At 68.2% G+C, this 25,170-nt stretch carries 23 protein-coding genes; 16 read left to right on the forward strand and 7 right to left on the reverse strand.

Annotation, left to right across the window (positions count from 1 at the left end; translation table 11 throughout):
- Positions 1-361 precede the first annotated feature (361 nt).
- The 5 genes from H536_RS0121335 to H536_RS0121355 are packed head-to-tail and all read right to left on the reverse strand — an operon-like array spanning position 362 to position 5,059.
- Positions 362-1,642, reverse strand: a complete 1,281-nt coding sequence (locus H536_RS0121335) for a TRAP transporter large permease (protein WP_024352352.1) — start codon at positions 1,640-1,642, stop codon at positions 362-364.
- Positions 1,636-2,130, reverse strand: coding sequence for a TRAP transporter small permease (locus H536_RS0121340; protein ID WP_024352353.1), 495 nt, complete (start codon positions 2,128-2,130; stop codon positions 1,636-1,638). Before H536_RS0121340 ends, H536_RS0121335 begins: the two co-directional genes overlap by 7 nt.
- Positions 2,131-2,160: 30 nt before the next feature.
- Positions 2,161-3,165 carry a C4-dicarboxylate TRAP transporter substrate-binding protein gene (locus H536_RS0121345; protein ID WP_029703840.1) on the reverse strand — a complete coding sequence of 335 codons (1,005 nt, stop codon included), beginning with the start codon at positions 3,163-3,165 and terminating at the stop codon, positions 2,161-2,163.
- A 29-nt stretch (positions 3,166-3,194) separates the two neighbouring features.
- On the reverse strand, positions 3,195-4,319 hold the full coding sequence (locus H536_RS0121350; RefSeq protein WP_024352355.1) for an Ldh family oxidoreductase: 1,125 nt from the start codon (positions 4,317-4,319) through the stop codon (positions 3,195-3,197).
- Positions 4,316-5,059: an SDR family oxidoreductase gene (locus tag H536_RS0121355; RefSeq protein WP_024352356.1), complete on the reverse strand. Its 744-nt coding sequence runs from the start codon at positions 5,057-5,059 to the stop codon at positions 4,316-4,318. The genes H536_RS0121350 and H536_RS0121355 overlap by 4 nt, the downstream gene beginning before the upstream one ends.
- A gap of 240 nt (positions 5,060-5,299) precedes the next feature.
- On the opposite strand from H536_RS0121355, the gene H536_RS0121360 reads away from it, so the two are divergent.
- Positions 5,300-6,334: a GntR family transcriptional regulator gene (locus H536_RS0121360; RefSeq protein ID WP_024352357.1), complete on the forward strand. Its 1,035-nt coding sequence runs from the start codon at positions 5,300-5,302 to the stop codon at positions 6,332-6,334.
- A gap of 87 nt (positions 6,335-6,421) precedes the next feature.
- Here H536_RS0121360 and H536_RS0121365 read toward each other — a convergent pair whose 3' ends face one another.
- Positions 6,422-8,599, reverse strand: coding sequence for a histidine kinase dimerization/phosphoacceptor domain -containing protein (locus tag H536_RS0121365; protein ID WP_024352358.1), 2,178 nt, complete (start codon positions 8,597-8,599; stop codon positions 6,422-6,424).
- A 55-nt stretch (positions 8,600-8,654) separates the two neighbouring features.
- On the opposite strand from H536_RS0121365, the gene H536_RS0121370 reads away from it, so the two are divergent.
- Positions 8,655-9,194 (forward strand): biliverdin-producing heme oxygenase, encoded by a 540-nt coding sequence (locus tag H536_RS0121370; protein WP_024352359.1) that lies wholly within the window; start codon positions 8,655-8,657, stop codon positions 9,192-9,194.
- 27 nt (positions 9,195-9,221) lie between these two features.
- Here the strand turns inward: H536_RS0121370 and H536_RS0121375 are convergent, their stop codons facing one another.
- The gene (locus H536_RS0121375) at positions 9,222-11,600 is read right to left on the reverse strand and encodes an oxidoreductase (protein WP_024352360.1); all 2,379 of its coding nucleotides are present in this window, start codon (positions 11,598-11,600) and stop codon (positions 9,222-9,224) included.
- A 324-nt stretch (positions 11,601-11,924) separates the two neighbouring features.
- Here H536_RS0121375 and H536_RS0121380 point away from each other — a divergent pair, with 324 nt between their 5' ends.
- From H536_RS0121380 to H536_RS0121445, 14 genes are all read left to right on the forward strand, one after another.
- Positions 11,925-13,106 (forward strand): ABC transporter substrate-binding protein, encoded by a 1,182-nt coding sequence (locus tag H536_RS0121380; RefSeq protein ID WP_024352361.1) that lies wholly within the window; start codon positions 11,925-11,927, stop codon positions 13,104-13,106.
- Between the two features lie 147 nt (positions 13,107-13,253).
- Positions 13,254-14,180, forward strand: coding sequence for a branched-chain amino acid ABC transporter permease (locus H536_RS0121385; protein WP_024352362.1), 927 nt, complete (start codon positions 13,254-13,256; stop codon positions 14,178-14,180).
- Positions 14,177-15,196 (forward strand): branched-chain amino acid ABC transporter permease, encoded by a 1,020-nt coding sequence (locus H536_RS0121390; protein ID WP_024352363.1) that lies wholly within the window; start codon positions 14,177-14,179, stop codon positions 15,194-15,196. The genes H536_RS0121385 and H536_RS0121390 overlap by 4 nt, the downstream gene beginning before the upstream one ends.
- Entirely contained in the window at positions 15,193-15,948 is a 756-nt protein-coding gene (locus tag H536_RS0121395; protein ID WP_024352364.1) for an ABC transporter ATP-binding protein, read from the forward strand. The genes H536_RS0121390 and H536_RS0121395 overlap by 4 nt, the downstream gene beginning before the upstream one ends.
- Positions 15,948-16,646: an ABC transporter ATP-binding protein gene (locus tag H536_RS0121400; RefSeq protein WP_024352365.1), complete on the forward strand. Its 699-nt coding sequence runs from the start codon at positions 15,948-15,950 to the stop codon at positions 16,644-16,646. The genes H536_RS0121395 and H536_RS0121400 overlap by 1 nt, the downstream gene beginning before the upstream one ends.
- Positions 16,647-16,712: 66 nt before the next feature.
- Positions 16,713-17,171: a cupin domain-containing protein gene (locus tag H536_RS0121405; RefSeq protein WP_009209331.1), complete on the forward strand. Its 459-nt coding sequence runs from the start codon at positions 16,713-16,715 to the stop codon at positions 17,169-17,171.
- Between the two features lie 31 nt (positions 17,172-17,202).
- Complete coding sequence (locus H536_RS0121410) at positions 17,203-18,468, forward strand: flavin-dependent oxidoreductase (RefSeq protein WP_024352367.1); 1,266 nt, start codon at positions 17,203-17,205, stop codon at positions 18,466-18,468.
- A gap of 107 nt (positions 18,469-18,575) precedes the next feature.
- Positions 18,576-19,340, forward strand: a complete 765-nt coding sequence (locus H536_RS0121415) for an SDR family NAD(P)-dependent oxidoreductase (protein ID WP_024352368.1) — start codon at positions 18,576-18,578, stop codon at positions 19,338-19,340.
- A complete protein-coding gene (locus H536_RS0121420; RefSeq protein WP_024352369.1) occupies positions 19,337-19,879 on the forward strand; it encodes a MarR family winged helix-turn-helix transcriptional regulator in 543 nt (180 codons plus the stop codon). Before H536_RS0121415 ends, H536_RS0121420 begins: the two co-directional genes overlap by 4 nt.
- Entirely contained in the window at positions 19,876-20,712 is an 837-nt protein-coding gene (locus tag H536_RS0121425) for an enoyl-CoA hydratase family protein (protein ID WP_024352370.1), read from the forward strand. Before H536_RS0121420 ends, H536_RS0121425 begins: the two co-directional genes overlap by 4 nt.
- A 2-nt stretch (positions 20,713-20,714) precedes the next feature.
- Positions 20,715-21,869 (forward strand): acyl-CoA dehydrogenase family protein, encoded by a 1,155-nt coding sequence (locus H536_RS0121430; RefSeq protein WP_024352371.1) that lies wholly within the window; start codon positions 20,715-20,717, stop codon positions 21,867-21,869.
- A gap of 11 nt (positions 21,870-21,880) precedes the next feature.
- Positions 21,881-23,530 carry an AMP-binding protein gene (locus H536_RS0121435; protein ID WP_024352372.1) on the forward strand — a complete coding sequence of 550 codons (1,650 nt, stop codon included), beginning with the start codon at positions 21,881-21,883 and terminating at the stop codon, positions 23,528-23,530.
- Positions 23,527-23,982, forward strand: a complete 456-nt coding sequence (locus tag H536_RS0121440; RefSeq protein WP_024352373.1) for a RidA family protein — start codon at positions 23,527-23,529, stop codon at positions 23,980-23,982. The genes H536_RS0121435 and H536_RS0121440 overlap by 4 nt, the downstream gene beginning before the upstream one ends.
- 89 nt (positions 23,983-24,071) lie before the next feature.
- Positions 24,072-25,170, forward strand: a 1,099-nt coding sequence (locus tag H536_RS0121445) for an acyl-CoA dehydrogenase family protein (protein ID WP_024352374.1), incomplete at its 3' end; no start/stop codon positions are given.

The following is a 25,170-nucleotide window of genomic DNA, read 5'->3' on the forward strand; positions in this document are numbered from 1 at the left end:
CGGCCCGCCCCGGCGCCACCGCCGTCGTCGATGAACGCGATATAGGCCACCCCATCCGGACCTGTCAACGACCTCAGTCGCAAAAACTTCGCAAAAAGTCATTTGGTCGACCGCGGCGCCTGGCGGGCCCCGTACGGCCCCGGGACGCGGGCGTTGTTCGATGCGGTCGGCCCGGGGGTCCATCGTGCACGAACCACCGCGGAGCCTTCGCCTTCACAGGATAGGCCTGTCCCCTCCCCTGCCGGGCTGTTCGCCATGTGCGCGCTATTGGGGGGGCCGCGCGTGTCCGGATGCCGAGATGAGCCTGCGCCCAATCGGACGTCCAGCTTTCCGACATGGCCGCCGACCGGCGGGCCACCGCTCAGCCGAAGATCAGGTTCGGCACGAACAGGACGACGGACGGAAGGAGGATGAGCAGCACGGTCACCGCGACGACCGCCGCCAGGAACGGCGCCGATTCCCGGGTGTACTCGCCGATTGGACAGCGCAGGATCGAGCAGACCGCATACATCGCCGCGCCGACAGGCGGCGTGAAATTGCCGATGGTCGCGGCGATGATGAAGACGATGCCGAAATGCACCGGGTCGGCACCGAGATCGCGCGCCACCGGCAGGACGATCGGCGTCAGCATGATGATCAGTACCGTCGCATCGATGAAAAAGCCGATGACCACCACCACGACGCAGATCAGGATCATCGCGCCGGTGAGATTGTCGGTCAGCCCGACGATCCAGCCGGCGACGGTCTCGGGCACCTGCTCGAGGACGATGCCGTAGCTGAAGATCGCCGACAGGGCGATCAGGAACATCACCGAGCCGACATCGGCCAGGCTGCTCTCCAGCCCTTCGACGAAGCCCTTCATCCGCATCTTGCGATAGACCAGCACCCCGATGAACAGCGCGTAGAGCACGGCGAACGCCCCGATCTCCGACGGGGTGAAGACGCCCATGCGCAGGCCGACCAGCAGGAAGACCGGAAACAGCAGCGCCCAGATGCCGCCGGTGAAGGCCCGCGTGACCTCGGCGAATTTCGGCCGGGTCCGGCGTTGCGGCTGGTAGCCGCGCCGCCGGGCGGTCAGCCAGACGGCGAAGCCCAGCCCGATCCACAGGAGTAGCGCGGGCACGAAACCGGCGGCGAACAGCCGACCGATCGAGACCTGGCCGATCGTCCCGTAGAGGATCATGCCGATGCCCGGCGGGATGATCGGCGTCAGCACGGCGCCATAGGACAGGATGCCGGCGGTAAAGCCGCGGGTGAAGCCGCGCCTGGTCATCTCGTCGCCGAGCATGCGGCTCTGCATCGCCGCGTCGGCGATCGCCGATCCCGACACGCCGCCCATCAGCGCCGACAGCGCCAGCGAGACCTGTGCCAGCCCGCCGCGCAGCCGGCCGGTCAGCACCGAGGCGAGGTCGAGCAGCCGCTCGGTGATGCCCGACCGGTTCATGAAATTGCCGGCGACGATGAACAGCGGGATCGCCAGCAGCGCGAAATTCTGGGTCTGGGACACCGTCACCTGCACCGGAATGGTGAAGGGAAGCTCGGGATGCTGGGCGAAGAACAGCGCCCCGGAAATGCCGATCGCAAAGGCGATGGGCATGCCCATCAGGATCAGGACGACGAAGGCGATGGTGACGATCAGCATGACGGCGAAGCGCCCTCGGCGCTGACCGCGGCGCGCCGCGCGTCACGGATCTTCAGAAGCGTGGTGACGAGCAGCAGCAGGCAGCCGACCGGCAGGCTCATCGTCACCCAGGAATAGCTGATCCCGGGAATGCCCTGGAAACTGCGGGCCCGGCTGATCCAGGCGAGCAGCGTCCCGGCATAGATGCCGCAGACGAGGAAGATCGCGATCAACCCGTAATTGACGTATTCCAGCACCCGCCGCACGCCGGCGGGCACCATTTCCGGCAGGATGTCGATCGACATCAGAGCGCCCCTGCGCCACGCGATGTCGGCGCACAGGAACGAGGCCCATGCGAAGGCGCAGGTGGCCAGATCGATGGTCCAGTTGATCGGCGTGTGCATCATCCGGGCGACGCCGCCGGCGAAGATGAGCGCGACCATGGCCATCAACAGGACGCCGGCGAGGAATGCCTCAGCCCGCAGGATGAACCGATAGAGGCTTGGCATGGATCTCCCCGCCGGCGTCGCGTCGGACCGTTACTGGCCCGCCTTGATGCCGATCTCTTCCTGGACCTTGTTCTTCGCCTCGACGAGACCCAGCGTCTCGTAGGCTTTTTCGCCGGCGGCCCGGAACGCGTCCATGTCGACGTCCTCGACGATCGTCATGCCCCGCTCCTTCAGGGTCGCCTTGGCCGTCTGCGTCGCCTCCTCGATCTCCGCCGAGGTTGCCTGGCCGGCGGCGCGGCATTCCTCGACCAGCGCGCTCTGGTATTCCGAAGGCAGGCCGTCGAACCATTGCGAGCTGACCACCTGGAAATTGGTCAGGAGGATATGCTTGGTCTCGTTGGCGTGGTCGACGACCTCGTTGAGATTGGCTGCGGTGATGTTGGGATAGACGAGCTCGGCCCCGTCGATCGCCCGCTGCTGCAGGCCGGGATAGACGTCGCCGAAATTCATCGCCACCGGCTCGGCGCCCAGTGCCCGGATCGATTCCTGCCAGATCGGTGCCGGCGGGGTGCGGATGCGCTGACCGCTCAGATCCTCCGGCGTGCGCACCGGCGCATTGGTGTAGAAATTGCGGAAGCCCTGCACCCAGTCGAAGCACACGACCTTCAGCCCGTGTTGTTCGGCAAGCTCGGCCTGCCATTCCTGCATGGTGGGCGAATCCGCCAGTTTGAAGGATTCCTCCAGCGAGCCGACGAAATAGGGCCCGTTGACCACCGCGATGCCCGGGACATAGGTGCCGAGCCGCGCGGCGTCGGTGTTCTGGCCGATATTGGCGCCCTGGCGGATCTGCTCGATGATGTCTTCCTCGACGCCGAGCTGGGCGCTGTGGAAGACCTGGATCGTCAGCCCGCCATCGGTGCGCTCCTTCACCCGCTCCGCCCAGGCCTCGAAGCCCTTGTGGAACGGCTCGTTGGGGCCGAGCACATGGTTGAAGCGCAGCTCGAAACTGTCCTGCGCGAATACTGCCCCTTGCGCGAAGAGGCCGAGCCCCACCGCGAGAGACAGCGTCTTCAGATGCCTTGCCAGCACGCTCATTGTCGATCCTCCCTGTTGCGATCTCGTGGTCAGCTTGCGCCCGTCTGCGCGGGCGGCGTCGAGCCGGACCCGGCTGTTGCCGGCATCTCCAGCCCGTACCGGTCCGCAAGGGACCGGAACTCTGTCATCGTCGCCGGGTCCACCGGCGCGCCATAGGCGGTGCGCCGCTCCGCCTCGGCCCATTCGCGGTCGCCCGGCGCCATGACCTCAGCGCCGCGTGCGGTCGCGCTGGCGCGCAGTTCGCCGACATAGCGACGCATGCCGCGATCGAATATCTCCCGGTCGACGAAGGCATCGGTGCGCACCGCCATGACGAAGGCGCCGAGGCCGCGCGGGGTCGACAGGTCCGGCCCGCCCATCGGCAGGAGGTCGAAGCTCAGCCCCATGCCGCTGAGGACGGCGCTGAAGATCTCGACCAGGCCGGCAAGGCCGGCGCCCTTGAAGCCGAAGGCCGCCCCCAGCGGCGCCAGCATCTCGACCGCCGCGGGGTCCGCCGTGTTCCGGCCCTCCGCATCCGAGGCGACCGCCTCCGGCAGATCCACGCCGAGGCTCTCGTAGAGTTTGACGCGGTTGTAGGGGATCGCGCTGGTGGCCATGTCGAGCAGCCACGGCGCTCCGTCCGGGTTGGGAATGGCGCAGGCGATCGGATTGGTGCCGTGGAAGCGGCGCGCCCCGCCATGCAGCCGCACGAAGGCGTCGGAATTGCACATGACGATGCCGATGGCCCCGCGCTCGGCCGCCGCCAGCGCATAGGCGCCGGCCGGGCCGAAATGCGAGGATTTGCGGATCGCCACCGCGCCGATGCCCTGGCCGCCGGCGATCTCGACCGCCCGGTCCATGGCGCTGTAGGTGGCCAGCGCGCCATGGGCGTCGTCGGCATCGAGCGTGGCGACCGCGCCGCCCTTCGACGTGAAGGTGAGCGCCGGCCGCGGGTTGACGCGCCCCTCGCGCAGCACCGTCGCATAATGCGGCAGGAGCCGGACGCCATGGCTGTCGACGCCGCAGCGCGACCCGTGGATCATCGCGCGCGTCGCCGCGTCGGCCGTCGCCTCGTCGGCGCCGACCGCCGACAGGGCGGCCGCGCAGAAGCGGGCGAGCTCGTCGAGCCCGATGCGGGCACCGTGGCGGCCAGTCTGGTCGGCGACCGCGCTCACAGGGTCTGCCCGCCGTCGACGACCAGGATCTGGCCGGTGGTGAAGGCCGCATCGTCGGCGGCGAAATACAGCGCCGCAGCCGCCATTTCGGAGACCTCGCCAAGGCGTCCGATCGGCTGGCGCTCGGCAAATTCGCGGCGCGTCGCCTCGGGATCGGCGCTGGCCGCGATGCGGGATTCGAGCGACGGCGACGCCGTGGTGCCGGGGCACAGCGCGTTGACGCGCACGCCGGTGCGGATGACGTCCCGCGCGACCTGCTTCGTCAGGCCGATCACCGCCGCCTTGCTGGTGCCGTAGGCGGCCCGGTTGGCGACGCCGGTAATGCTGGAGGCGACCGAGGCGACATTGATGATCGAGCCGCGCCCGCGGGCGATCATCCCCGGCAATGCAGCGCGGATGGTGCGGAAACAGGAGGTGGCGTTCTGCTCCAGGCTCTTCGCCCAATCCTCCTCGCTGCAGTCGAGAATGCTGCCGTTGTGAACCCAGCCGGCGCAATTGACCAGGATGTCCAGATCACCCGCAGCGGCGATCGCCGCCTGCACGGCGTCCCGATCGGTGACGTCGAGACCGACCGGGGTGATCGACGGCGCCAGACGCGGCAGGTCGTCCATCTTGGCAAGGGTGCGGCTGGCAGCAACGACAGCCGCACCCTCCTCGGCGAACAGGAGCGCGATGGCGCGGCCCATCCCCTGGCCGGCCCCCGTCACGAATGCTCGCCGCCCTTCGAGCCGTCCGCTCATTCCCGTTCCTCCCTGCCACGAGCCCCCCGCTCGATGTCGTATGTCTACACTATACATATCAACGTCGGCGAGAAAAAGGGGGGGGGGGAGAGCCCCGACGGATAGCCGGGCGATCGCAAGCGCTTGTGACGCGGGAATGCCGACGATCGCGTCCCGGAGCGGGCATTCGGTTTGACGCCATGGGCGACATTCGAAACACTTTGGCACCGGCCGAATCCGCCGGGTTGCGAGGGAGACACGATGCCTGAGGGGCGCACCGAGAGGGTCCAGGACATCGATGCGGAGAGCGTTTCCGGCGTCACGCCGCGCCTCTATGAGCGGGCGACGCAGCTCATCGCCGAGCAGATCCGCGACGGCACCCTGCCGGCATCGGGCCACCTCACCGAATCGCTGCTGGCCGAGCGGCTCGGCATCAGCCGCGCGCCGGTGCGCCGCGCCTTGTCGGAACTGGAGCAGCAGGGCCTCGTCAAACGCGTGAAGGGCAAGGGCTATGCCGTCCTGGCCGGCAGCGTGTCGGCGCGAAAGGCCCCCTCGCCCGGCGATCCGGCGTCGCCAGCCCATGACGGCAGTCCGCTGCAATCCTCGCCAAGCTGGGAGCGGATCTATGGCGAGGTGGAGGACCAGGTGATCGCCCGGATCTCCTTCGCCAGCTGGCGGGTGAACGAAGCGCGGCTCGCCCGCCACTACGGCGTCAGCCGCACCGTGGCGCGCGACGTGGTCGGCCGCCTGCAGCAGCGCGGCGTGCTGCGCAAGGACGATCGCGGCCGCTGGTACGCACCGGCGCTGACGCCCGACCATATTGCCGAACTCTACGAACTGCGCGCGATTCTCGAGCCGATCGCCCTGACCAAGGCGGCGCCCCACGCGCCGGCGTCACTGCTGATGCAGATGCGGACCCGGCTGGAAGAGGCAATGGCGGCGGGCGATGTCACCGGCGCGACGCTCGATGCGCTGGAGAAGGACCTCCATGTCACGCTGCTCGATTTGTCGGGCACCTACGCGCTGATGCAGGCGATCACCCTGCCCCAGTCGCTGCTGATCGCCCACCGGTTCCTTTATCGCTGGACGCCGCGTCTGTTCGACGCCGAACCGTTCCTGCCCGAGCATGTGGCGGTGATCGACCATCTGCTGGCCGGCGAGACGGACAGGGCAGCGAAGGCGCTGGCCGACCATCTGATCATCTCGGGCGACCGCGCGATTTCCCGCGTCGATCTTATCCGCCGCGAGTTCGACGCCGAGGATCTGTCCTATCTGGAACGGTTGCCGGCGGATTGATGCCGACCGGGACGCCATGGCCGCCGGGCAGCTTCACGGCGCGCGACAGATCTTGCGGCGAAGAACGCCGCCGCGGCGCAACTCGCCTCAGCCCTGGTGCAGGGCTCGCTCGACCGGTGCGCTGACCGTGGTGACGAGACCGGGCCGGTTTCCGGCCTCCTCCAGCGTGCCCTCGATCTGATCGACCATCGCGCGCATCATCTTCGAGCCGAAGCCCTGATGGTCGCGCGACTTGCCGGCGCCGCGATCAGAGACGGCCAGCCGGAACCGGCCGAGATGCTGGTCGAGGCGGATCGCCAGCGGACCGGCCTTGCCGTCATAGGCGTATTTCTGCGTGTTGATCACCAGTTCGGTCATGATCAGCCCGACATGGACGGCGCGGTCGGCCGCGATCTGGACCGGCGCGAGGTCGAGCCGCGCCCGTTCCGCCCAGGCCCCGTCCATCGACGACGCAAGATCCGTCCACAGGTCGCGGATGTAGCGTGAGAGATCGACGATCTCGACGCTTTCGCCCGAATAGAGCCGCCGGTGGACGAGCGCGACCGCGTTCAGCCGGCGCTGCGCTTCCGACAGCTGGCTCTTCGTTCCCACGTCGTCGAGGTCGCGGGCCTGCATGCGCAGGAAGGCAGCGACCAGCTGCAGGCTGTTCTGGACGCGGTGATTCACCTCCCGCAGCAGGAAGCCCTTCTGCTGCAGGAGCAGCTGGTTCTCGCGCACGGTCTCTAGGAGATCGCGGTTCAGCTCCTTCAGCCGGATCGCCTGCCGACGCTCGCGCAGCAGCCGGCCGACCCGGCTGGCCGATTCCACCTCGGCGATCGACCACGGCCGCGACCGGCCGCGGACCGTGTCGCTCCACGTCTCGAAGGACGACCGCGGCGTCAGCACGGCATTCGGATCGGTCGAGGCGCCTTTGTGGGGATTGCCTGCCCATTCGACGGTCTCGATCTTCTCGGCGCGCAGCCAGATCAGGCAGATCGGCGTCTCGGTCGACAGCGAGACCGCCAGGAGACCGCTGGCCAGGGACAGGAACGCCTCGGCCTCGGGCCAATGCAGCGCCAGCCGGTCGGTGAGGAACGGAAACGGCGCCGCCTTGTCCTTCACCCACTCGCCGATCCTGCGGAGATCCGCCTCGTCCGGGCAGCGACCGAAGGTCGAGATCTGGGTGCCGGACAGGACGGCCAGGCCGTCGGCCCCCAGCATCCGGCAAAGCTCCGAGCCGGCCCCCTCCACGAAGCTCTCGAAGCTGGACTCGGGGTCGTAGAGCGCCAGCGCCGTATCCTCGCTCGCCCGGATCCGGACGCGCTCGCGGGTCAGTTCCGCCTCGTCCTTGGCGGCGATCTGCTGGGACAGCGTATGGGCGAGGATGCGGCAGGCGGTGCGGTCCGACAGCGATATAGTCTTCGCCTCGTCGTGATGACAGGCCACCAGCCCCCACAGATGCCCGTCCATGACGATGGAGATCGAGGCCGAGGCCCCGACGGCCATGTTCTGGAGGTAGCGAATATGAATCGGCGAGACGCTGCGCAGCCCGACATCGGACAGATCGACCTCCGAAAGCCCCGACTCGGCGGCCCGAATCGGCGCCGGCTCGTAGCAGACGTCGGGAATCACCCGGATCCGGTTGCGGATATAGAGGGCCCGCGCCTGCTTCGGAATGTCCGTCGCCGGGAACTGGTGATTGAGGAAGGAGACGAGATGCGCGGCTCGGTCCTCGGCCACCACCGAGCCGGCGCCGTCCTCGTGAAAGCGATAGATCATCACCCGGTCGTAACCGGTGATCGCGCGGAACTGCTGGACCGCCGCTTCGCAGAGATCGAGGAGATCATGGGTCCGGGCGAGGGCCGCACCGGCCTCCTCGATCCGGGTGAAGATACGCGCGGTGCTCGCGCCCGCACGTTCCGCGTCTTCCAGCTCGATCAGCAGATACTCGCCGGTGCGGTGCGCGACACCGTCCAGCGAGTTCTCCAGCCCGGTCACCGGATCGAGCACCGCGGAGGTCTCGTCCTCGATCCCGAGGGCGATTTCCACCGCTGCGCTGCCGATGAGACTGGCCAGCGGACGTCCGAGCCATTGCGGCGCGAGCCGGCCCTCGATGTTGCCCGCCCCGGCCACGACGTCCAGCGTCCCCCGGTCGGCGACCAGCAGCATGCCGTGCGGCTGGATGGAGCCGGGAATGTGGATCGGTTCGCGGTCGCAGAGCGTCAGCTCGTCCGCGGAGACCGCGCGCAGGGAGTCTTGCAGACTGGCGGGGATATCTGCTTTCACCTGTGGCCTCCTGTCGACGTCGGACGGGAACGTGTCACGAGCGACGGATCACTGCATGCCACCACCGAACGGGACGTTTTCCGAACGCCTGCGCACGGAAACTGCGTCACTGCATCTGCGGGTCGACACCGCCTTCAGTGCCTTCGACCTTTCAACACGGTCCGGTTATGGCGGTTTCCTGCGAGCCCATGCAAGGGCGCTGCCCGCCGTGGAGGCAATCGTCGCCGCCGGCATTTCCGTAGCCGCGACCCGTTCCCGCACCGATCTGGCGGTCGCCGATCTGCAGGAACTCGGCATCGACATTCCGCCATCGGCGCCCTTCGACGGCCCTGCGTCGCCGGTCGCGGCGCGCGGTATCCACTATGTTCTGGAGGGCTCCCGGCTCGGCGGCGCGGTGCTGCAACGCCGGGTGCCTGTCGCCTATCCGCGCCGCCTTCTGTCGGCGAGCCACGAGCGAGGCGGCTGGCGGAGCGTGCTCGCAGACCTCGATCGTTGGAGCGAAGGCCAGGACGAGACCACGATCGCCAGCGCGATTGCGGCCGCCGCCGCCTGCTTTTCCCTGTTCGAACGATCCGCCCTCGCCGAGGCCGGCTAGCCGGCCCGCCCGACTCGGCAGCCTGCCCTACTCGGCGGCCTGGCGCGCCGGCGAATCGCTTGCTTCGGCATCGTGCGGCCGCGGTCGGGCCTTGCGCCGAAGCTCGATCTCCTGCGCCCGCTTCTTGGTCAGCTCGCGATGCGCCTGGTCGCGGCCCGAGATGTATTGCTTCGGCCAGGGCTGGTTGCGGGTGTCGTACCAGGCGGCCGCCTCGCGGGCGAAATACGGGTTCCACATATGCGGACGGCCGAGCGCGACGATGTCGGCGCGGCGGGTGTGCAGGATGGTGTTCACCTGCGCCGCCTCGGTGATGGCGCCGACGGCCATCACCGCCATCTTCGGCACGTTGCGGATCGCCTCGGCGAACTGCACCTGGAACATCCGGCCGTATACCGGCGCCTGATCGGCCACGGTCTGGCCGGCCGACACGTCGATCAGGTCGCAGCCGGCATCCGCGAAGGCCTCCGAGATCGCGAAGACGTCCGCCTCGCTGATCCCGCCTTCGGCCCAGTCGGTGGCCGACAGGCGCACCGACATCGGCTTGTGCGCCGGCCAGGCCGCTCGCATCGCGGCGAAGACCTCCAGCGGGTAGCGCAGCCGGTTTTCCACCGAGCCGCCATAGGCATCGTCGCGATGGTTGGTCAGCGGCGACAGGAAGGACGCCAGCAGATAGCCGTGGGCGCAGTGCAGCTCCAGCATGTCGAAGCCGGCCCGGTCGGCCCGCTCCGTCGCCTGGACGAAATCCGCGGTGATCCGGTCCATTTCCGCGCGGTCCAGCGGCTTCGGCACCTGGCTGATGCCGTCGTGATAGGGCAACGGCGAGGCCGAGACGATCGGCCAGTTCGCCGCCTTGTCGGCCAGCGGCATGTCCATCTTCTCCCAGCCGAGCTGGGTCGACCCCTTGCGCCCGGCATGACCGAGCTGCAGCACCATCTTCGACGTCGAATTGGCGTGGACGAAGTCGACGATCCGCTTCCACTGCGCTTCCTGCGCGTCGGTCCACAGACCGGTGCAGCCCGGCGTGATCCGCGCATCGGCCGAGGGGCAGGTCATCTCGGTGAAGATCAGTCCGGCCCCGCCCAGCGCATGGGAGGAGTAGTGGACGAAGTGCCAGTCGGTCGGATTGCCGTCCGCATCGGCCGAATATTGCGCCATCGGTGACATGGCGACCCGGTTTTCGATCGTCATCTCGCGCAACCTGAACCGCGTGAACATCGGCGTTGGCCGGCTCTTGCGGTAATCCTCGCCGGTTTCGCGATAGACCCGCTCGTAGAAAGCCGTGTCGACGGCTTCCACGAAGCCGGGATCGCGCACGATCAGATTGTCGTAGGTGATCGCCTTGGCCCGGCACATCACCACCATGGCGAACTGCTCGGGCTCCATGTCCCAGGAGCGGTTCATGTGCTCGAACCAGGCCAGCGACACGTCGGCATTGTGCTGGGTGATCTGGCAGGGCGTGCGCCGCGCGTCCTCATAGGCCGCGAAGGCGGCCGGAACGCTGGACGGGCCATGGGCGACCACCGCATCCGACAGCGAGATGGCGCATTCCATGGCGAGCTTGGTGCCCGAGCCGATGGAATAATGCGCCGAGGCCTTGGCGTCGCCGAGCAGCACGATGTTGTCGTGGGACCAGCGATTGCAGAAGATGCGCGGAAACTGCCGCCAGTTCGACCGGTTCAGGAGCAGCGGATGGCCCTGCAGCTCGTCGGCATAGAGCGCTTCCAGCACCGCCTTCGACGCCGCCTCGTCCATGCCGTCGAAGCCATGGCCGCGCCAGCAGGCGTCGTCCATCTCGAAGATCCAGGTCGAGCGGCCCGCCTCGTACTGGTAGGTGTGGGCACAGATGATGCCGTGCTCGGTCTGTCGGAAAAAATAGTTGAACTCGTCCATCGGCCGGGTCGAGCCCATCCAGCAGAAGCGGTTCGACTTGATTGCCACATCCGGTTCGAAGGCCGTGCGGAAATGCTCGCGGATGCGCGAATTCACGCCGTCCGCCGCCACGACCACGTCGGAATCGGCAAAGCGCGTGGCGATCTCCTCCGGCGGTACCGACACGCCGAAATGCAGGCCGATCCCCTCCTCCCGGCAGCGCTGCTGCAGGATGGCGAGGAGCTTCATGCGCGAGATGCCGGCAAAGCCGTTCCCGGCGCAGCGCATCTCGCGCCCGTCCTTGTGGATGGCGACGTCGTCCCAATAGGCGAATTCATGGCGGATGCGGTCGAAGGACGGCCGGTCGCGCGACAGGAATTCGTGCAGCGTCTCGTCGGAGAAGACGACACCGAAGCCGAACGTGTCCTCGGCCTGGTTCTGCTCGTAGATGTCGATCGACCAGTCGGGTCGCTGCTTCTTGGTGAGCAGCGCAAAATAGAGGCCGCCGGGGCCGCCGCCGATTACGGTGATGCGCATCGCTGCTCTCCTGTAGGCGGGACCGACACCCGCAACCAGATATTTTAGAGTTAAACTATCGCCGTGGAGCGGGGCATGGGTCAAGGCGTCGCAGCCAGATTCTCGGTGCCGCCCGTCCTCACCGCAGTGCATTCACGGCCGCCGCACTGCAGCATAATTAGGCACGCCCAAAAAATCGGCCAATCCGGTTGCGAGGCACTATTTTATGTGTAAACTAATTTTCGGATCGGGGCGCAGAGGCGCCGCGCCGCATGCCGAACAAGGGGCACGGACCGCCGAGGCGGGGCCGGATCTGCCGCAGAAACTTTGCATGGAGATGCAGGAATGACAATGATCCGCACCGTCGCCCTCGGCCTTCTGGCGGCCACCGCCCTGACCGGCAGCGCGCTCGCGCAGGACGCCGCCGACGACAAGCTCAAGGTCGGCCTGATGTTCACCCTGTCCGGCCCGGCCGCGGTGCTCGGCGAGCAGGGCCGCGACGGCTTCATGCTGGCGGTCGAGACGATGGGCGGCAAGCTCGGCGGCCTCGAGACCGAGATCACCACCGTCGACGACGAGCTGAAGCCCGACATCGCGGCCAACAAGGCTCGTGAGCTGGTCGAGCGCGACGATGCCGACTTCGTCGTCGGGCCGATCTTCTCCAACATCCTGATGGCCATCGCCAAGCCGGTCACCGACGGCGGCGCCTTCCTGATCAGCCCGAATGCCGGCACCTCGAACTTCGCCGGCGCCGAGTGCAACGCCAACCTGTTCGTCTCGTCCTACCAGAACGACCAGGTCCACGAGGTGCTCGGCAAATACGCCGAGGACACCGGCTACAAGCGGCTCTTCCTGCTGGCGCCGAACTATCAGGCGGGCAAGGATTCGCTCGCCGGCTTCAAGCGTTCCTACAAGGGCGAGGTGGTCAACGAGATCTACACCCCGCTCGGCCAGCTCGACTTCTCGGCCGAACTCGCGCAGATCGCCGCCGAGCAGCCCGATGCGGTCTTCACCTTCATGCCCGGCGGCATGGGCGTGAACCTCGTCAAGCAGTACCGCCAAGCCGGCCTCGACAACATCCCGTTCCTCTCCGCCTTCACCGTCGACGAGACGACGCTGCCGGCCCAGCAGGACGCGGCCGTCGGCTTCTTCGGCGGCGCCAACTGGGCCCCGGACATGGACAACGAGCAGTCCAAGGCCTTCGTCGCCGCCTATGAGGAAAAATACGGCAGCGTGCCGGGCACCTACGCCATGCAGGCCTATGACGCGGCCCAGATGATCGACAGCGCCATCAAGGCGGCCGGCGGCGACCTTTCCGACAAAGACGCCCTTCGCGCCGGCCTGAAGGCGGCCGATTTCCAGTCCCTGCGCGGCGACTTCTCCATCGGCGACAACCACTACCCGATCCAGGACTTCTATCTGGTCAAGGTCGCCAAGCGCGACGACGGCAAGTACCAGACCCAGATCGAGCAGAAGATCTTCGACGACTACCAGGACAATTACGCCGCCGACTGCAAGATGCAGTAACCGGCAGCCTCCGGCTCCGGCTCGCCAGGTGCGGGCCGGAGCGTCAACGACCCACGTCGCGCATGCGACTTCCGGCGCGAGCCGGACCCTGCGACGAACCACACGCCCCCGCCCGGTGAACGAGCGGTCGCGGCAGCGGGACCCGGCATGCTCAATCTCTTTCTGCTCCAGGCGCTCAACGGCCTCCAGTTCGGCATCCTGCTGTTTCTGGTCGCGGCCGGCCTGACCCTGATCTTCGGGATCATGGACCTGATCAATCTCGCCCATGGCGTGCTCTACATGGTCGGCGCCTATCTGGTCGCCACCCTGACGGCCTATACCGGCGACTTCTTCCTCGGCCTCGCGCTGACCATTCCGGCGACGCTGCTCTTCGGGATCATCCTCGAAGTGCTGATCTTCCGCCGCCTCTACGACCGCGACCATCTCGACCAGGTGCTGGCGACCTTCGGCCTGATCCTGATCCTCAACGAGGGCGTCCAGATGCTGTGGGGCGCAGCCCCCATGAGCGTGCCGATCCCGGACGTCCTGTCCGGTTCGATCCCGCTGATCGGCAACATGCGCTATCCGCTGTTCCGCGTCCTGATCATCGCCGCCGGTCTGGCGACGGCCCTCGGGCTCTATCTCCTGGTCAGCCACACCCGCATCGGCATGCGGCTGCGCGCCGGCGCCACCAATGCACCGATGATCTCGGCCCTCGGCGTCGACATCCGCCGGCTCTTCATGCTGGTCTTCGCCCTCGGCGCCATGCTGGCGGGTTTTGCCGGCGCCATGGTCGCGCCGATCCTGTCGGTGCAGCCCGGCATGGGCGATTCCATCCTGATCCTGACCTTCGTGGTCATCGTCATCGGCGGCGTCGGCTCGGTGCGCGGCGCCTTCGTGGCGGCGCTGCTGGTCGGGCTGGTCGACACGCTCGGCCGCACCTTCGGTCCGATTCTCCTGCGCAGCCTCATGGACCCGTCCGCCGCGTCCCAGACCGGCCGCACCCTCGCGCCCATGCTGATCTACATCCTGATGGCCGCCGTCCTGTTCTTCCGGCCGGCCGGGCTCTTCCCGGCCAAGGGGGCGGCCCAATGAGCGCGAGCGACCTCACCCTTGCCGGCAAAACGCCCGATGTCGCGCCCCAGCGTCGCCCAAGCCGCCTCGACGGGCGCGGAACGGCGCTCGCCGCCGGGCTGATCTTCGCGACGCTGGCGCTCTTGCCGCTGCTCGCCACCGCGATCGACGACCAGTTCCTGCTGGTCACGGCGACGCGGATCATGATCTTCGCCCTCGCCGCCCTCTCCCTCGACCTGATCCTCGGCTATGGCGCGCTGGTTTCCTTCGGCCATGCCGCCTTCATCGGCCTCGGCGCCTATTCGGTGGCGATCCTCGCCGCCCACGGCATCGACGACATCCTGGTCCAGTCCGCCGTCGCGATCCTCGTCTGCAGCCTCTTCGCCTTCGTCACCGGCGCCATCTCGCTGCGGACCAAGGGCGTCTATTTCATCATGATCACCCTCGCCTTCGGCCAGATGGCGTATTTCTTCATGGTCTCGCTGTCGGCCTATGGCGGCGACGACGGCATCACCCTGACCGCTCGCTCGACGCTGTTCGGCGCGCCGGTCCTGAAGGGCAATCTGACCTTCTTCTACGTCGTCCTCGCCGCGCTTGCCGGCGCCTTCGTGACCTTGCGCGCCGTCGTCGGCTCGCGCTTCGGCCGTGTCCTGCGCGGCACCCGCGACAACCGCGTGCGGATGCAGGCAATCGGCTTTTCGCCCTTCCGCTACCAGCTTACCGCCTACGTCATCGCCGGCGCCATTGCCGGTCTCGCCGGGGTCTTCCTCGCCAACCAGGCCGAGTTCGTCTCGCCCGCCTATATGAGCTGGCAGCGCTCGGGCGAGCTCATCGTCATGGTCGTCCTCGGCGGCATGGGCACGCTGGTCGGCCCCATCGCCGGCGCCGTCGCCTTCCTCCTGCTGGAGGATTGGCTGGCCCAGATCTCCGAGCACTGGAAGCTCGGCCTCGGCATCTTCCTGGTGCTGCTTGTCCTGTTCACGCGCGGCGGCATCGCCGGCTTCGTCAGCCGCATCACGGGTCGGGGAACGCCATGACCGGACCGCTTCTCGACATCCGCAATCTGCGCAAGGCCTTCGGCGCCCTGCACGTCACCGACGACGTCAGCTTCCAGGTCATGCCCGGCGAACTCCACGCCATCATCGGGCCGAACGGCGCCGGCAAGACGACGCTGATCCACCAGCTCTCCGGCAGTCTCGCCAGCGATGGCGGTTCCGTCCATTTCGCCGGCGAGGACATCACCCGGGTCGACATGGCGGGGCGCGTCCATCGCGGACTGGCGCGCTCCTTCCAGATCACCTCGATCCTCGACGGCTTCACCGTGCTGGAAAACGCGGCGATGGCTGTGCAGGCCCGCTCGGGCTCGAGCTTCCGCTTCTTTGCCTCCGCGGCGCGCGAGACCGCGCTCAACGACGCCGCCATGGCGGCGCTTGCCCGCGTCGGTCTCGACGATCGGGCCCAACGACGCGCCGGCAGCCTGTCCCATGGCGAAAAGCGCCAGTTAGAGATCGCCATCGCTTTGGCGACCGGCGCCCGGCTGCTCTTGCTCGACGAGCCGCTCGCCGGCACCGGCCACGAGGAATCGGCGGTTCTGGTCGCGCTGATGGCCGAACTGAAGACCACCCACACCATCGTCCTGATCGAGCACGACATGGATGCCGTCTTCGCCCTCGCCGACCGGGTCAGCGTCCTCGTCTACGGCCGGCTCATCGCCACGGGCACCGCCGAGGAGGTCCGCCTCCATCCCGAAGTGCGGACCGCCTATCTCGGCGAGGAGGAGGCCGCCTGATGCTGCGGGTCGAAAATCTCCAAAGCGCCTATGGCGACAGCCGCATCCTCTTCGGCATCGACCTCGAGGTCGGCGCCGGCGAAGTCGTGACGCTGCTCGGGCGCAACGGCATGGGCAAGACCACCACGATCAACTCGATCTTCGGCCTGGTGAAGCCGCGCGGCGGCTGCGTCACCATCGATGGCGTCGATGTCACCGGCCGCCAGCCCCATGTTGTCGCCAATCGCGGCCTCGGCCTCGTGCCGGAAGGCCGGCAGATCTTCCCGACCCTGTCGGTCGAGGAAAATCTCGTTGCCACCCATCGCGCAGGCCGCGGCCCCGCCAAATGGACGCTGGCCGAGATCTACCGCCTGTTTCCCCGGCTGAAGGAGCGGCGCCGCAACATGGGCAACCAGCTCTCGGGCGGCGAACAGCAGATGCTGGCCATCGGCCGGGCGCTGATGACCAATCCCCGCCTCGTGGTTCTCGACGAGGCGACGGAAGGGCTCGCCCCGCTGATCCGCGAGGAGATCTGGACCTGCCTGACGGCCATCAAGGACGCCGGCGAGGCGATCCTCGTCATCGACAAGAATGTCGATGCGCTGGCCCGCTTCGCCGACCGCCACGTCGTCATCGAGAAGGGCCGCGTCGCCTGGACCGGCACGACGGCCGAACTCAGGGCGACCCCTGCCGTGAAGGAGCGCTTCCTTCATGTGTAGGCCAGGCACCGACCGCGGCGCCGTTGGCGCCACGCCTTTCCATTCCGCAAACAAGGAGCCACGCCCATGCCGATCATGACCGCCGGCGTCACCAAGGCCAACGAGGGGATGGACGGCATAAGCTGGAACATCCTCGGCCAGATCTACGTGCCCAAGCAGCATGCCGAGAGCTCGTTCTCCTGGCACGCGACCTTCCCGGTCGGCACCTTCGTGCCGCCGCACATCCATCCGACCCAGGAAGAGTTCGTCTACATGCTGGAGGGCCGTCTCGACGTGATCCTCGACGGACAGGAAAGCCATGCCGAGCCCGGCGATCTCGTCCGCCTGCCGCGTGGCATTCCGCACGGCCTGTTCAACCGGACGGATTCCGACGTGAAGTGCTATTTCTGGGTCTCCCCGGCCCAGCGCCTCTACGATCTGTTCTGGGCGCTCCACAATCTCGGACCGACCGCCGACCCCGCCGAGGTCGTCGCCGTCTCGGCCCAGCACGAGGTCGATTTCCTGCCGCCGCCAGACGCGGAATAGGCGGGGACAAGGGGCGCAAGGAGGCAAGGCCATGAAGGTGATCATCGCAGGCGCAGGCATCGGCGGGCTGACCGCCGCGCTCATGCTGCACAAGCGCGGCATCAAGGCCGAGATCTACGAACAGTCGCCAGCTGTCCGCGAGGTCGGGGTGGGCATCAACACCCTGCCCCACGCCATCCGCGAACTCGCCGAGATCGGCCTCCTGCCCGCCCTCGACAAGGTCGGCCTGCGCACCCGCGAGCTGGTCTACTACAACCGCCAGGGCCAGGAGGTGTGGAGCGAACTGCGCGGCATCGACGCCGGCCACCCCGTCCCGCAATTCTCGATCCATCGCGGCCGGCTGCAGAAGCTGATCTACGACGCCGTCATCGAACGGCTGGGGCCGGACGCGGTGAAGACCGGCCTCAGCCTGTCGGGCTTCATCCAGAACGAGGGCGGCGTCACCGCCCATTTCACGGATTCGGACCGCGGCGACGCCGGAACCACCGTGCGCGGCGACATTCTCGTCTGTGCCGACGGCATCCATTCCACCGCCCGCAAGCGCTTCTACCCGGACGAGGGCGCGCCCTGCTGGAACGGCGTCCTGATGTGGCGCGGCGCCACCGAATGGAAGAGCTGGCGCGACGGTCGCACCATGGCGATCGGCGGCGGCATGGGCGCGAAGTTCGTGCTCTATCCGATCGCCGAGAAGGGCGACGGCACCCAGCTCATGAACTGGGTCGTCAACATCAAGATGGCCGACGGCGCCAAGTCCCCGCCGCCGAAGGAAAGCTGGTCGCGCCCGGCCCTGCGCTCGCTGGTCCTGCCATATGCCAAGCGCTTCGCCATTCCCGACTACGACGTCCCGGCCCTCGTCGAGGCGACGCCGCAGGCCTTCGAATACCCGATGTGCGACCGCGATCCCCTGCCGCGCTGGACCTTCGGCCGGGTCACGCTGCTCGGCGACGCGGCCCACCCGATGTATCCCGTCGGCTCGAACGGCGCCTCGCAGGCGATCCTCGACGCCCGCTCGCTGGCCGACTGCCTGGAGCGTGCCGAACATCCCCGCCAGGCGCTGTGGGAATACGAGAAGGACCGCCTGCCCAAGACCGCCGAGATCGTCCGCCTCAACCGCAAGGGCGGCCCGGAGCGGGTGATCGACGAGGTCGAGAAGCGCGCGCCCGCCGGCTTCGCCAATGTCGAGGACGTCATGAGCCGGGCCGAACTGAAGGCGATCGTCGGCGGCTATGCCGGCAAGGCGGGCTTTGCCGCCGAACCGGACCGCCTCGTCTCCGAACGTCGCGCCGCCAACGCCTGATCGCCCCGACCGCGGTCCTGAACAACGGCGGTCCTGAACAGAAGCCGACACGCTTGCCGCAGCACGACCAGATAGTTTAGGCTTAAACAAATTCATCGGAGGTCGTCATGACCCCATCTGCCAGCCCTCGCCACGTCTTCGTCACCGGCTCGACCCGCGGGATTGGCCACGCCATCGCCGCCGCCTTCGTGGCGGCGGGCGATCGCGTGACGGTGCATGGCCGCAGCGCCGAAAGTGCCGAGCGGGCCCGCGCCGAACTCGGCGCCCATGCCGGCGTCGCAGCCGACGTGACCGACGCCGCAGCGCTGGAGGCAGCCCTTGCGAGCGCCGCCGAGCGCGCCGGCCCGATCGAGGTGCTGGTCAACAATGCCGGCGCCGCCGAGACCGCACCGCTGTCGCGCCTCGACGTCGACCAGATGCGGCGGATGATGGCGCTGAATGTCGAGCCGGTGCTCACCGCGATCCGCGCCGTCGTGCCGGCGATGAAGGCGGCCGGCACGGGCCGCATCGTCAGCGTCGCCTCGACCGCCGGCCTCAAGGGCTATGCCTATGTCGGCGCCTATACGGCGGCCAAGCACGCCGTCATCGGCCTAACCCGTTCGCTGGCGCTGGAGCTGGCCACCGCCGGCATCACCGTCAATGCCGTCTGTCCCGGCTACACCGACACCGCGCTGATCGCCGGCTCGCTCGACCGGCTGGAGGAAAAGACCGGCCGCGACCGCGATGCGATCCTGAAGGATTTCACGCGGGTCAATCCGCTCGGCCGGCTGATCCGCCCCGAGGAGGTCGCCGACAGCGTGCTGTGGCTGGCCGGAGCCGGCGCCAGCGGCGTCACCGGCCAGGCGATCGCGATCGCGGGAGGCGAATTGTGAGTGTCACCCGGCAGACCCCGATCGACCATATCGACGCCGAGTCCAAGGTCGGCGAGAGCCCGCAGGATCACCGCGCCGAGCTGCGCCTGTGGCTGCGCCTCCTGACCTGCGCCAACCTCGTCGAGGCCGAGATCCGCAAGCGCCTGCGCGAACAGTTCGGCACCACCCTGCCCCGCTTCGACCTGATGGCCCAGCTCGAACGCTCGTCCGACGGCATCCTGCTCGGCGAGCTGTCGCGGCGGATGATGGTCTCCAACGGCAATGTCACCGGCCTCGTCGACCGCCTTGTCCAGGAGGGGCTGATCGAGCGTCAGGTCTCCGAACACGACCGGCGCTCGGCGCGGGTGCGCCTCACCGAGCAGGGCCGCTCGACCTTCGCCCGCATGGCCCGCGCCCACAGCGACTGGCTGGCCGAACTCCTCGCCGGCATCTCGCCGGAGGAGCAGACCGAACTCTGGTCGCGGCTCGGCGACCTCAAGCACTCGGTCCACGACGCCAGCCGCGCCGGACCCGCACCAACACAGCCAGAGGACGAATGATGAAGCGCCAGAACGCGATCGCCGCACCCTTGCGGGACTTCGTGCCCGAGCATTTCCGCCTCGCGATCGACAACGGCATCGCGGTGATCACCCTCGACCGGCCGGATCGCAAGAACCCGCTGACCTTCGAGAGCTATGCCGAGCTGCGCGACACCTTCCGGGCGATGCGCTTCGACGACGACGTCACCGCCATCGTCGTGACCGGATCGGGTGGCAATTTCTCCAGCGGCGGCGACGTCTTCGAGATCATCGAGCCGCTGACGAAGATGGAAGCGGCCGAACTGCACGCCTTCACCACCATGACCGGCGATCTCGTCAAGGAGATGCGCGCCTGTCCGCAGCCCGTCATCGCCGCGGTCGAGGGCATCTGCGCCGGGGCCGGCGCGATCATGGCCATGGTCTCCGACATGCGGATCGCGGCCAGCGGCGCCAAGGTCGCCTTCCTGTTCAACCGCGTCGGCCTTGCCGGCTGCGACATGGGCGCCTGTGCGATCCTGCCCCGCATCATCGGCCAGGGCCGCGCCTCCGAACTCCTCTACACCGGCCGCTTCATGAGCGCCGAGGAAGGCGAGCGCTGGGGCTTCTTCAACCGGCTGACTGACACCGGCGGCGCCATGGATGCCGCGATGGAGATGGCGGCCGCGCTCAACGAAGGCCCGACCTACGCCAATTCGGTGACCAAGCGCATGCTTCAGATGGAATGGGCGATGGGCGTCGACGAGGCCATCGACGCCGAGGCGATCGCCCAGGCCCTGTGCATGAAGACCGGCGATTTCCGCCGCGCCTTCGAGGCCTTCGCGGCCAAGCGCAAGCCGGTCTTCGAAGGGAACTGATCGTGGCCGACCGCAGCTTCCTCGACTGGCCGTTCTTCGACCAGAGCCACCGCGACCTCGCCCGCAAGGCCGAGGACTGGGCTGCCGCCAACGTCGCCGGCCTCGTCGATCACCACGATGTCGACGGGACGTGCCGGCGCCTCGTCGGTGCCATGGGCGAAGCCGGTTTCCTCGCCCATGCCGCGCCCAGGGACGGTCGCTTCGACGTGCGCAGCCTGTGCATCCTGCGCGAGACCTTCGCCCGCTTCGACGGCCTCGCCGACTTCGCCTTCGCCATGCAGGGGCTCGGCACCGGCGCACTGACCCTTTACGGCAGCGAAGCCCAGAAAGCCTCTGTGCTGCCCGGCGTGCGCGACGGCACGGCGATTGCCGCCTTCGCGCTGACCGAGCCGGACGCCGGCTCCGACGTCGCCGAGATCGCCCTCGCCGCGACCCCGGTCGGCAACGACATGATCCGTCTCGACGGCGAGAAGACCTGGATCTCCAATGGCGGCATTGCCGACCATTACGTCGTCTTCGCCCGCACCGGCGAGGCACCCGGCGCCAAGGGCCTTTCGGCCTTCTGCGTGCCTGCCGACACGCCGGGCCTGACCATCGCCGAGCGGCTCGACACCATCGCCCCGCATCCCCTCGCCCGCCTCCGCTTCGAGGATTGCCGGGTCCCGGCGTCGAATCGCATCGGAGAGCCCGGCGCGGGCTTCCGGATCGCCATGGCGACGCTCGACGTCTTCCGCACCACGGTGGGCGCTGCCGCCCTCGGCTTTGCGCGCCGGGCCCTCGACGTGACGCTGGACCGCGCCCGTTCGCGCAAGCTGTTCGGCGCGCCGCTTGCCGATATGCAGCTCACCCAGACGGCCCTCGCCGAGATGGCAACGGCGATCGACAGCGCCGCCCTGCTCGTCTACCGCGCGGCCTGGACCCGCGACAGCGGCGCGCCGCGCATCACCCGCGAGGCGGCCATGGCCAAGATGGTCGCCACCGAAAACGCGCAAGGGGTCATCGACCGGGCCGTCCAGCTCCATGGCGGCGAAGGCGTGCGCTCCGGCTCCGTGCCCGAGACGCTGTACCGCGAGATCCGCGCCCTGCGCATCTACGAGGGCGCGACCGAAGTCCAGAAGCTCATCATCGCCCGCCAATTGCTGTCGCAAGCCGCCTGAGGAGATCGCCCATGCCCGCCTCCTGCCATGTCGACACCTTCGTCCTCGACAACCTGCCGCCCGCAGCCGAGCAGCCGGACTTCATCAATCTCGACCGGCTCGGCTATCCCGAGCAGCTCAACGCTGCCGCCGAACTCGTCGACCGCCATGTCGCCGAAGGCCGCGGCGAGCGGCTCGCCATCCGCGCGCCGGGCGTGCACTGGACCTATGCCGAACTCGCCCGGACCGTCGACCGGATGGCCAATGTCCTGACCGGCGAACTCGGACTTGTGCCCGGCGGCCGGGTTCTCCTGCGTTCGGCCAACAACCCGACCCTGGTCGCGCTCTACATGGCGGTCATCAAGGCCGGCGGCATCGTCGCCGCCACCATGCCGCTGCTGCGCGCGCGCGAGCTCGTGCAGATCCTCGACAAGGCCGAGATCGGGCTCGCTCTGTGCGACGCGACCCTGGTCGACGAGATGGACAAGGCCGCGAATTCCGCCGCCCGGCCGGTCCGGATCGTCACTTGGGAGGGGCTTGCGGGCGGTGATCTCGGCGCTCTCATGGCTGGCGCGGCCGACCGCTTCGAGGCCGTGGCCTCGCGGGCCGACGATCCCTGCCTTCTCGGCTTCACCTCGGGAACGACCGGCCTGCCCAAGGCGACGATCCACTATCACCGCGACCTTCTGGTCATCTGCGACTGCTATGCCCGCGACGTGCTGCGCGCGGGCGCCGACGACGTCTTCATCGGCTCGCCGCCGCTGGCCTTCACCTTCGGTCTCGGCGGCCTCGTCCTGTTCCCGTTCCGGATCGGCGCCTCGACCGTGCTGCTCGAACGCGCCGGCCCGCCGGATCTTGCCGCCGCCATCGGCGAATACGGCGCGACGGTCTGCTTCACCGCCCCCACCGCCTATCGCGCCATGCTGGCGAAGATCGACGAATACGACCTGTCGTCCCTGAAGAAATGCGTCTCCGCCGGCGAGACCCTGCCGCGCCCGACCTTCGATGCCTGGCTGGAGGCGACCGGCCTGAAGCTGATGGACGGCATCGGCGCGACCGAGATGCTGCACATCTTCATCGCCGCGCCGCAGGAGGCGATCCGCCCGGGCGCCACCGGCAAGCCCGTGCCCGGCTACGAGGCGCGCATCGTCGACGCCTCAGGCACGCCGCAGCCCAAGGGCACCGCGGGCCGCCTTGCGGTGCGTGGTCCGATCGGCTGCCGCTACCTCGCCGACCGGCGCCAGGCCGTCTATGTCGAGAATGGCTGGAACATCACCGGCGACACCTATGTCGAGGACGAGGACGGCTATTTCTGGTTCCAGGCCCGCAATGACGACATGATCGTCTCGGCCGGCTACAACATCGCCGGCCCCGAGGTGGAGGCCGCACTTCTCGCCCATCCGCTGGTGCTGGAGGTTGGCGTCGTCGGCGCCCCGGACCCGGAGCGCGGCCGCATCGTCAAGGCCTTCATCGTCCTGGCCGACCCGTCGGCGGCCGGGCCCGATCTCGCCAAGGAACTGCAGGACCATGTGAAGCGCGAGCTCGCGCCCTACAAATACCCACGCTCGGTCGTCTTCGTGGACGCCTTGCCCAAGACCGGTTCGGGAAAACTGCAGCGCTTTGCATTGCGCCAGCAGGCGGAGGCCGAAGCCGAGGACGCGACCCAGGGAGTGAACGCGTGAACATCAACCAGCCGATCGGCGCCAGTCCGACCCCTTCGTCCGAAGCCGGTGACGACGCCGCGCTCGATACCCTGCAGCCGCCCGGCTGGAAGAAGCCCCGCGGCTACGCCAACGGCATGGCCGGTCGCGGCCGGCTGGTGCTCACCGGCGGCCTGATCGGCTGGGACGAGACCGAGACCTTCGCCGACGGCTTCATCCCGCAGGTCGAACAGACGCTTCGCAATGTCCTCGCCGTGGTCGCGGAAGCCGGCGGCGGGCCGGAGCATATCGCCCGCCTCACCTGGTATGTGCGCAGCATCGCCACCTACCGCGCCTCGACCGCCGAACTCGGCGCCGCCTATCGCCGCGTCCTTGGCCGGCACTATCCGGCGATGGCCCTGGTGGAGGTCTCCGACCTGGTCGAACCCGAGGCGCTGGTCGAGATCGAGGCCACCGCCATCGTGCCCGACTAGGCCGCGCTGTTCCGACCGGCAGCGCTTGCGTCCCAGACATTCAGACAGATCCCGGCCCCGTGCCGCGCCACCACGACAGGAACCCCGCCATGTCCAACGCTTCGGCCGCCGCGCCTTCGCCGTCTGCGTCTCCGTCCGCCGGTTTCGACTGGGCCGACCCGTTCCGGCTCGAGGACCAGCTGTCCGAGGACGAGCGGCTGATCTTCGAGACCGCCCGGTCCTATGCCGAGGAGAAGCTGCGGCCGCGCATCGTCGAGGCCTATCGCAACGAGACCACCGACCGGTCGATCTTCAACGAGATGGGCGAACTCGGCCTGCTCGGCCTGACCCTGCCCGAGGATTATGGCTGCGCCGGCGCGTCCTACGTCTCCTACGGCCTCGTCGCCCGCGCCGTCGAGGCGGTGGATTCGGGTTATCGCTCGATGATGAGCGTCCAGTCCTCCCTGGTGATGTATCCGATCTTCGCCTATGGCGACGAGACCCAGCGCCGCAAGTACCTGCCCAAGCTCGCCACCGGCGAATATGTCGGCTGCTTCGGCCTGACCGAACCCGATGCCGGCTCCGATCCCGGCGGCATGACCACAAGGGCCGAGAAGATCGACGGCGGCTACCGCCTGTCGGGCGCCAAGATGTGGATCTCCAATTCGCCCATCGCCGACGTCTTCGTCGTCTGGGCGAAGTCCGCCGCCCATGACAACAAGATCCGCGGCTTCATTCTCGACAAGGGCATGAAGGGCCTGTCGGCGCCCAAGATCGAGGGCAAGCTCTCCCTGCGCGCCTCGATCACCGGCGAGATCGTCATGGACGGTGTCGAGGTCGGCGAAGACGCGCTGCTGCCGAACGTGTCGGGGCTCGGCGGCCCCTTCGGCTGCCTCAACCGGGCCCGCTACGGCATCTCCTGGGGCGCCATGGGGGCTGCCGAGGATTGCTGGAAGCGGGCGCGCGACTACACGATGGAGCGCACCCAGTTCGGCCGCCCGCTGGCCCAGACCCAGCTCGTCCAGAAGAAGCTCGCCGACATGCAGACCGAGATCGCGCTGGGGCTGCAGGGCTCGCTTCGGGTCGGCCGCCTGTTCGACGAAGGCGCCATGGCGCCGGAGATGATCAGCCTGGTCAAGCGCAACAATTGCGGCAAGGCGCTGGACATCGCCCGCACCGCCCGCGACATGCATGGCGGCAACGGCATCA

The sequence above is a fragment of the Aurantimonas coralicida DSM 14790 genome, assembly GCF_000421645.1.
GTDB classification, from domain to species: Bacteria; Pseudomonadota; Alphaproteobacteria; order Rhizobiales; family Rhizobiaceae; genus Aurantimonas; species Aurantimonas coralicida.

Bases quoted from the DNA above. Each gene is read 5' to 3' on its own strand.
- H536_RS0121410 (WP_024352367.1), top strand. From the start codon at position 17,203: ATGAAGGTGATCATCGCAGGCGCAGGCATCGGCGGGCTGACCGCCGCG.
- H536_RS0121370 (WP_024352359.1), top strand. From the start codon at position 8,655: ATGCCACCACCGAACGGGACGTTTTCCGAACGCCTGCGCACGGAAACT.
- H536_RS0121340 (WP_024352353.1), bottom strand. From the start codon at position 2,130: ATGCCAAGCCTCTATCGGTTCATCCTGCGGGCTGAGGCATTCCTCGCC.
- H536_RS0121390 (WP_024352363.1), top strand. From the start codon at position 14,177: ATGAGCGCGAGCGACCTCACCCTTGCCGGCAAAACGCCCGATGTCGCG.
- H536_RS0121415 (WP_024352368.1), top strand. From the start codon at position 18,576: ATGACCCCATCTGCCAGCCCTCGCCACGTCTTCGTCACCGGCTCGACC.
- H536_RS0121385 (WP_024352362.1), top strand. From the start codon at position 13,254: ATGCTCAATCTCTTTCTGCTCCAGGCGCTCAACGGCCTCCAGTTCGGC.
- H536_RS0121435 (WP_024352372.1), top strand. From the start codon at position 21,881: ATGCCCGCCTCCTGCCATGTCGACACCTTCGTCCTCGACAACCTGCCG.
- H536_RS0121335 (WP_024352352.1), bottom strand. From the start codon at position 1,642: ATGCTGATCGTCACCATCGCCTTCGTCGTCCTGATCCTGATGGGCATG.
- H536_RS0121400 (WP_024352365.1), top strand. From the start codon at position 15,948: ATGCTGCGGGTCGAAAATCTCCAAAGCGCCTATGGCGACAGCCGCATC.
- H536_RS0121425 (WP_024352370.1), top strand. From the start codon at position 19,876: ATGATGAAGCGCCAGAACGCGATCGCCGCACCCTTGCGGGACTTCGTG.
- H536_RS0121360 (WP_024352357.1), top strand. From the start codon at position 5,300: ATGCCTGAGGGGCGCACCGAGAGGGTCCAGGACATCGATGCGGAGAGC.
- H536_RS0121395 (WP_024352364.1), top strand. From the start codon at position 15,193: ATGACCGGACCGCTTCTCGACATCCGCAATCTGCGCAAGGCCTTCGGC.
- H536_RS0121345 (WP_029703840.1), bottom strand. From the start codon at position 3,165: ATGAGCGTGCTGGCAAGGCATCTGAAGACGCTGTCTCTCGCGGTGGGG.
- H536_RS0121355 (WP_024352356.1), bottom strand. From the start codon at position 5,059: ATGAGCGGACGGCTCGAAGGGCGGCGAGCATTCGTGACGGGGGCCGGC.
- H536_RS0121375 (WP_024352360.1), bottom strand. From the start codon at position 11,600: ATGCGCATCACCGTAATCGGCGGCGGCCCCGGCGGCCTCTATTTTGCG.
- H536_RS0121380 (WP_024352361.1), top strand. From the start codon at position 11,925: ATGACAATGATCCGCACCGTCGCCCTCGGCCTTCTGGCGGCCACCGCC.
- H536_RS0121405 (WP_009209331.1), top strand. From the start codon at position 16,713: ATGCCGATCATGACCGCCGGCGTCACCAAGGCCAACGAGGGGATGGAC.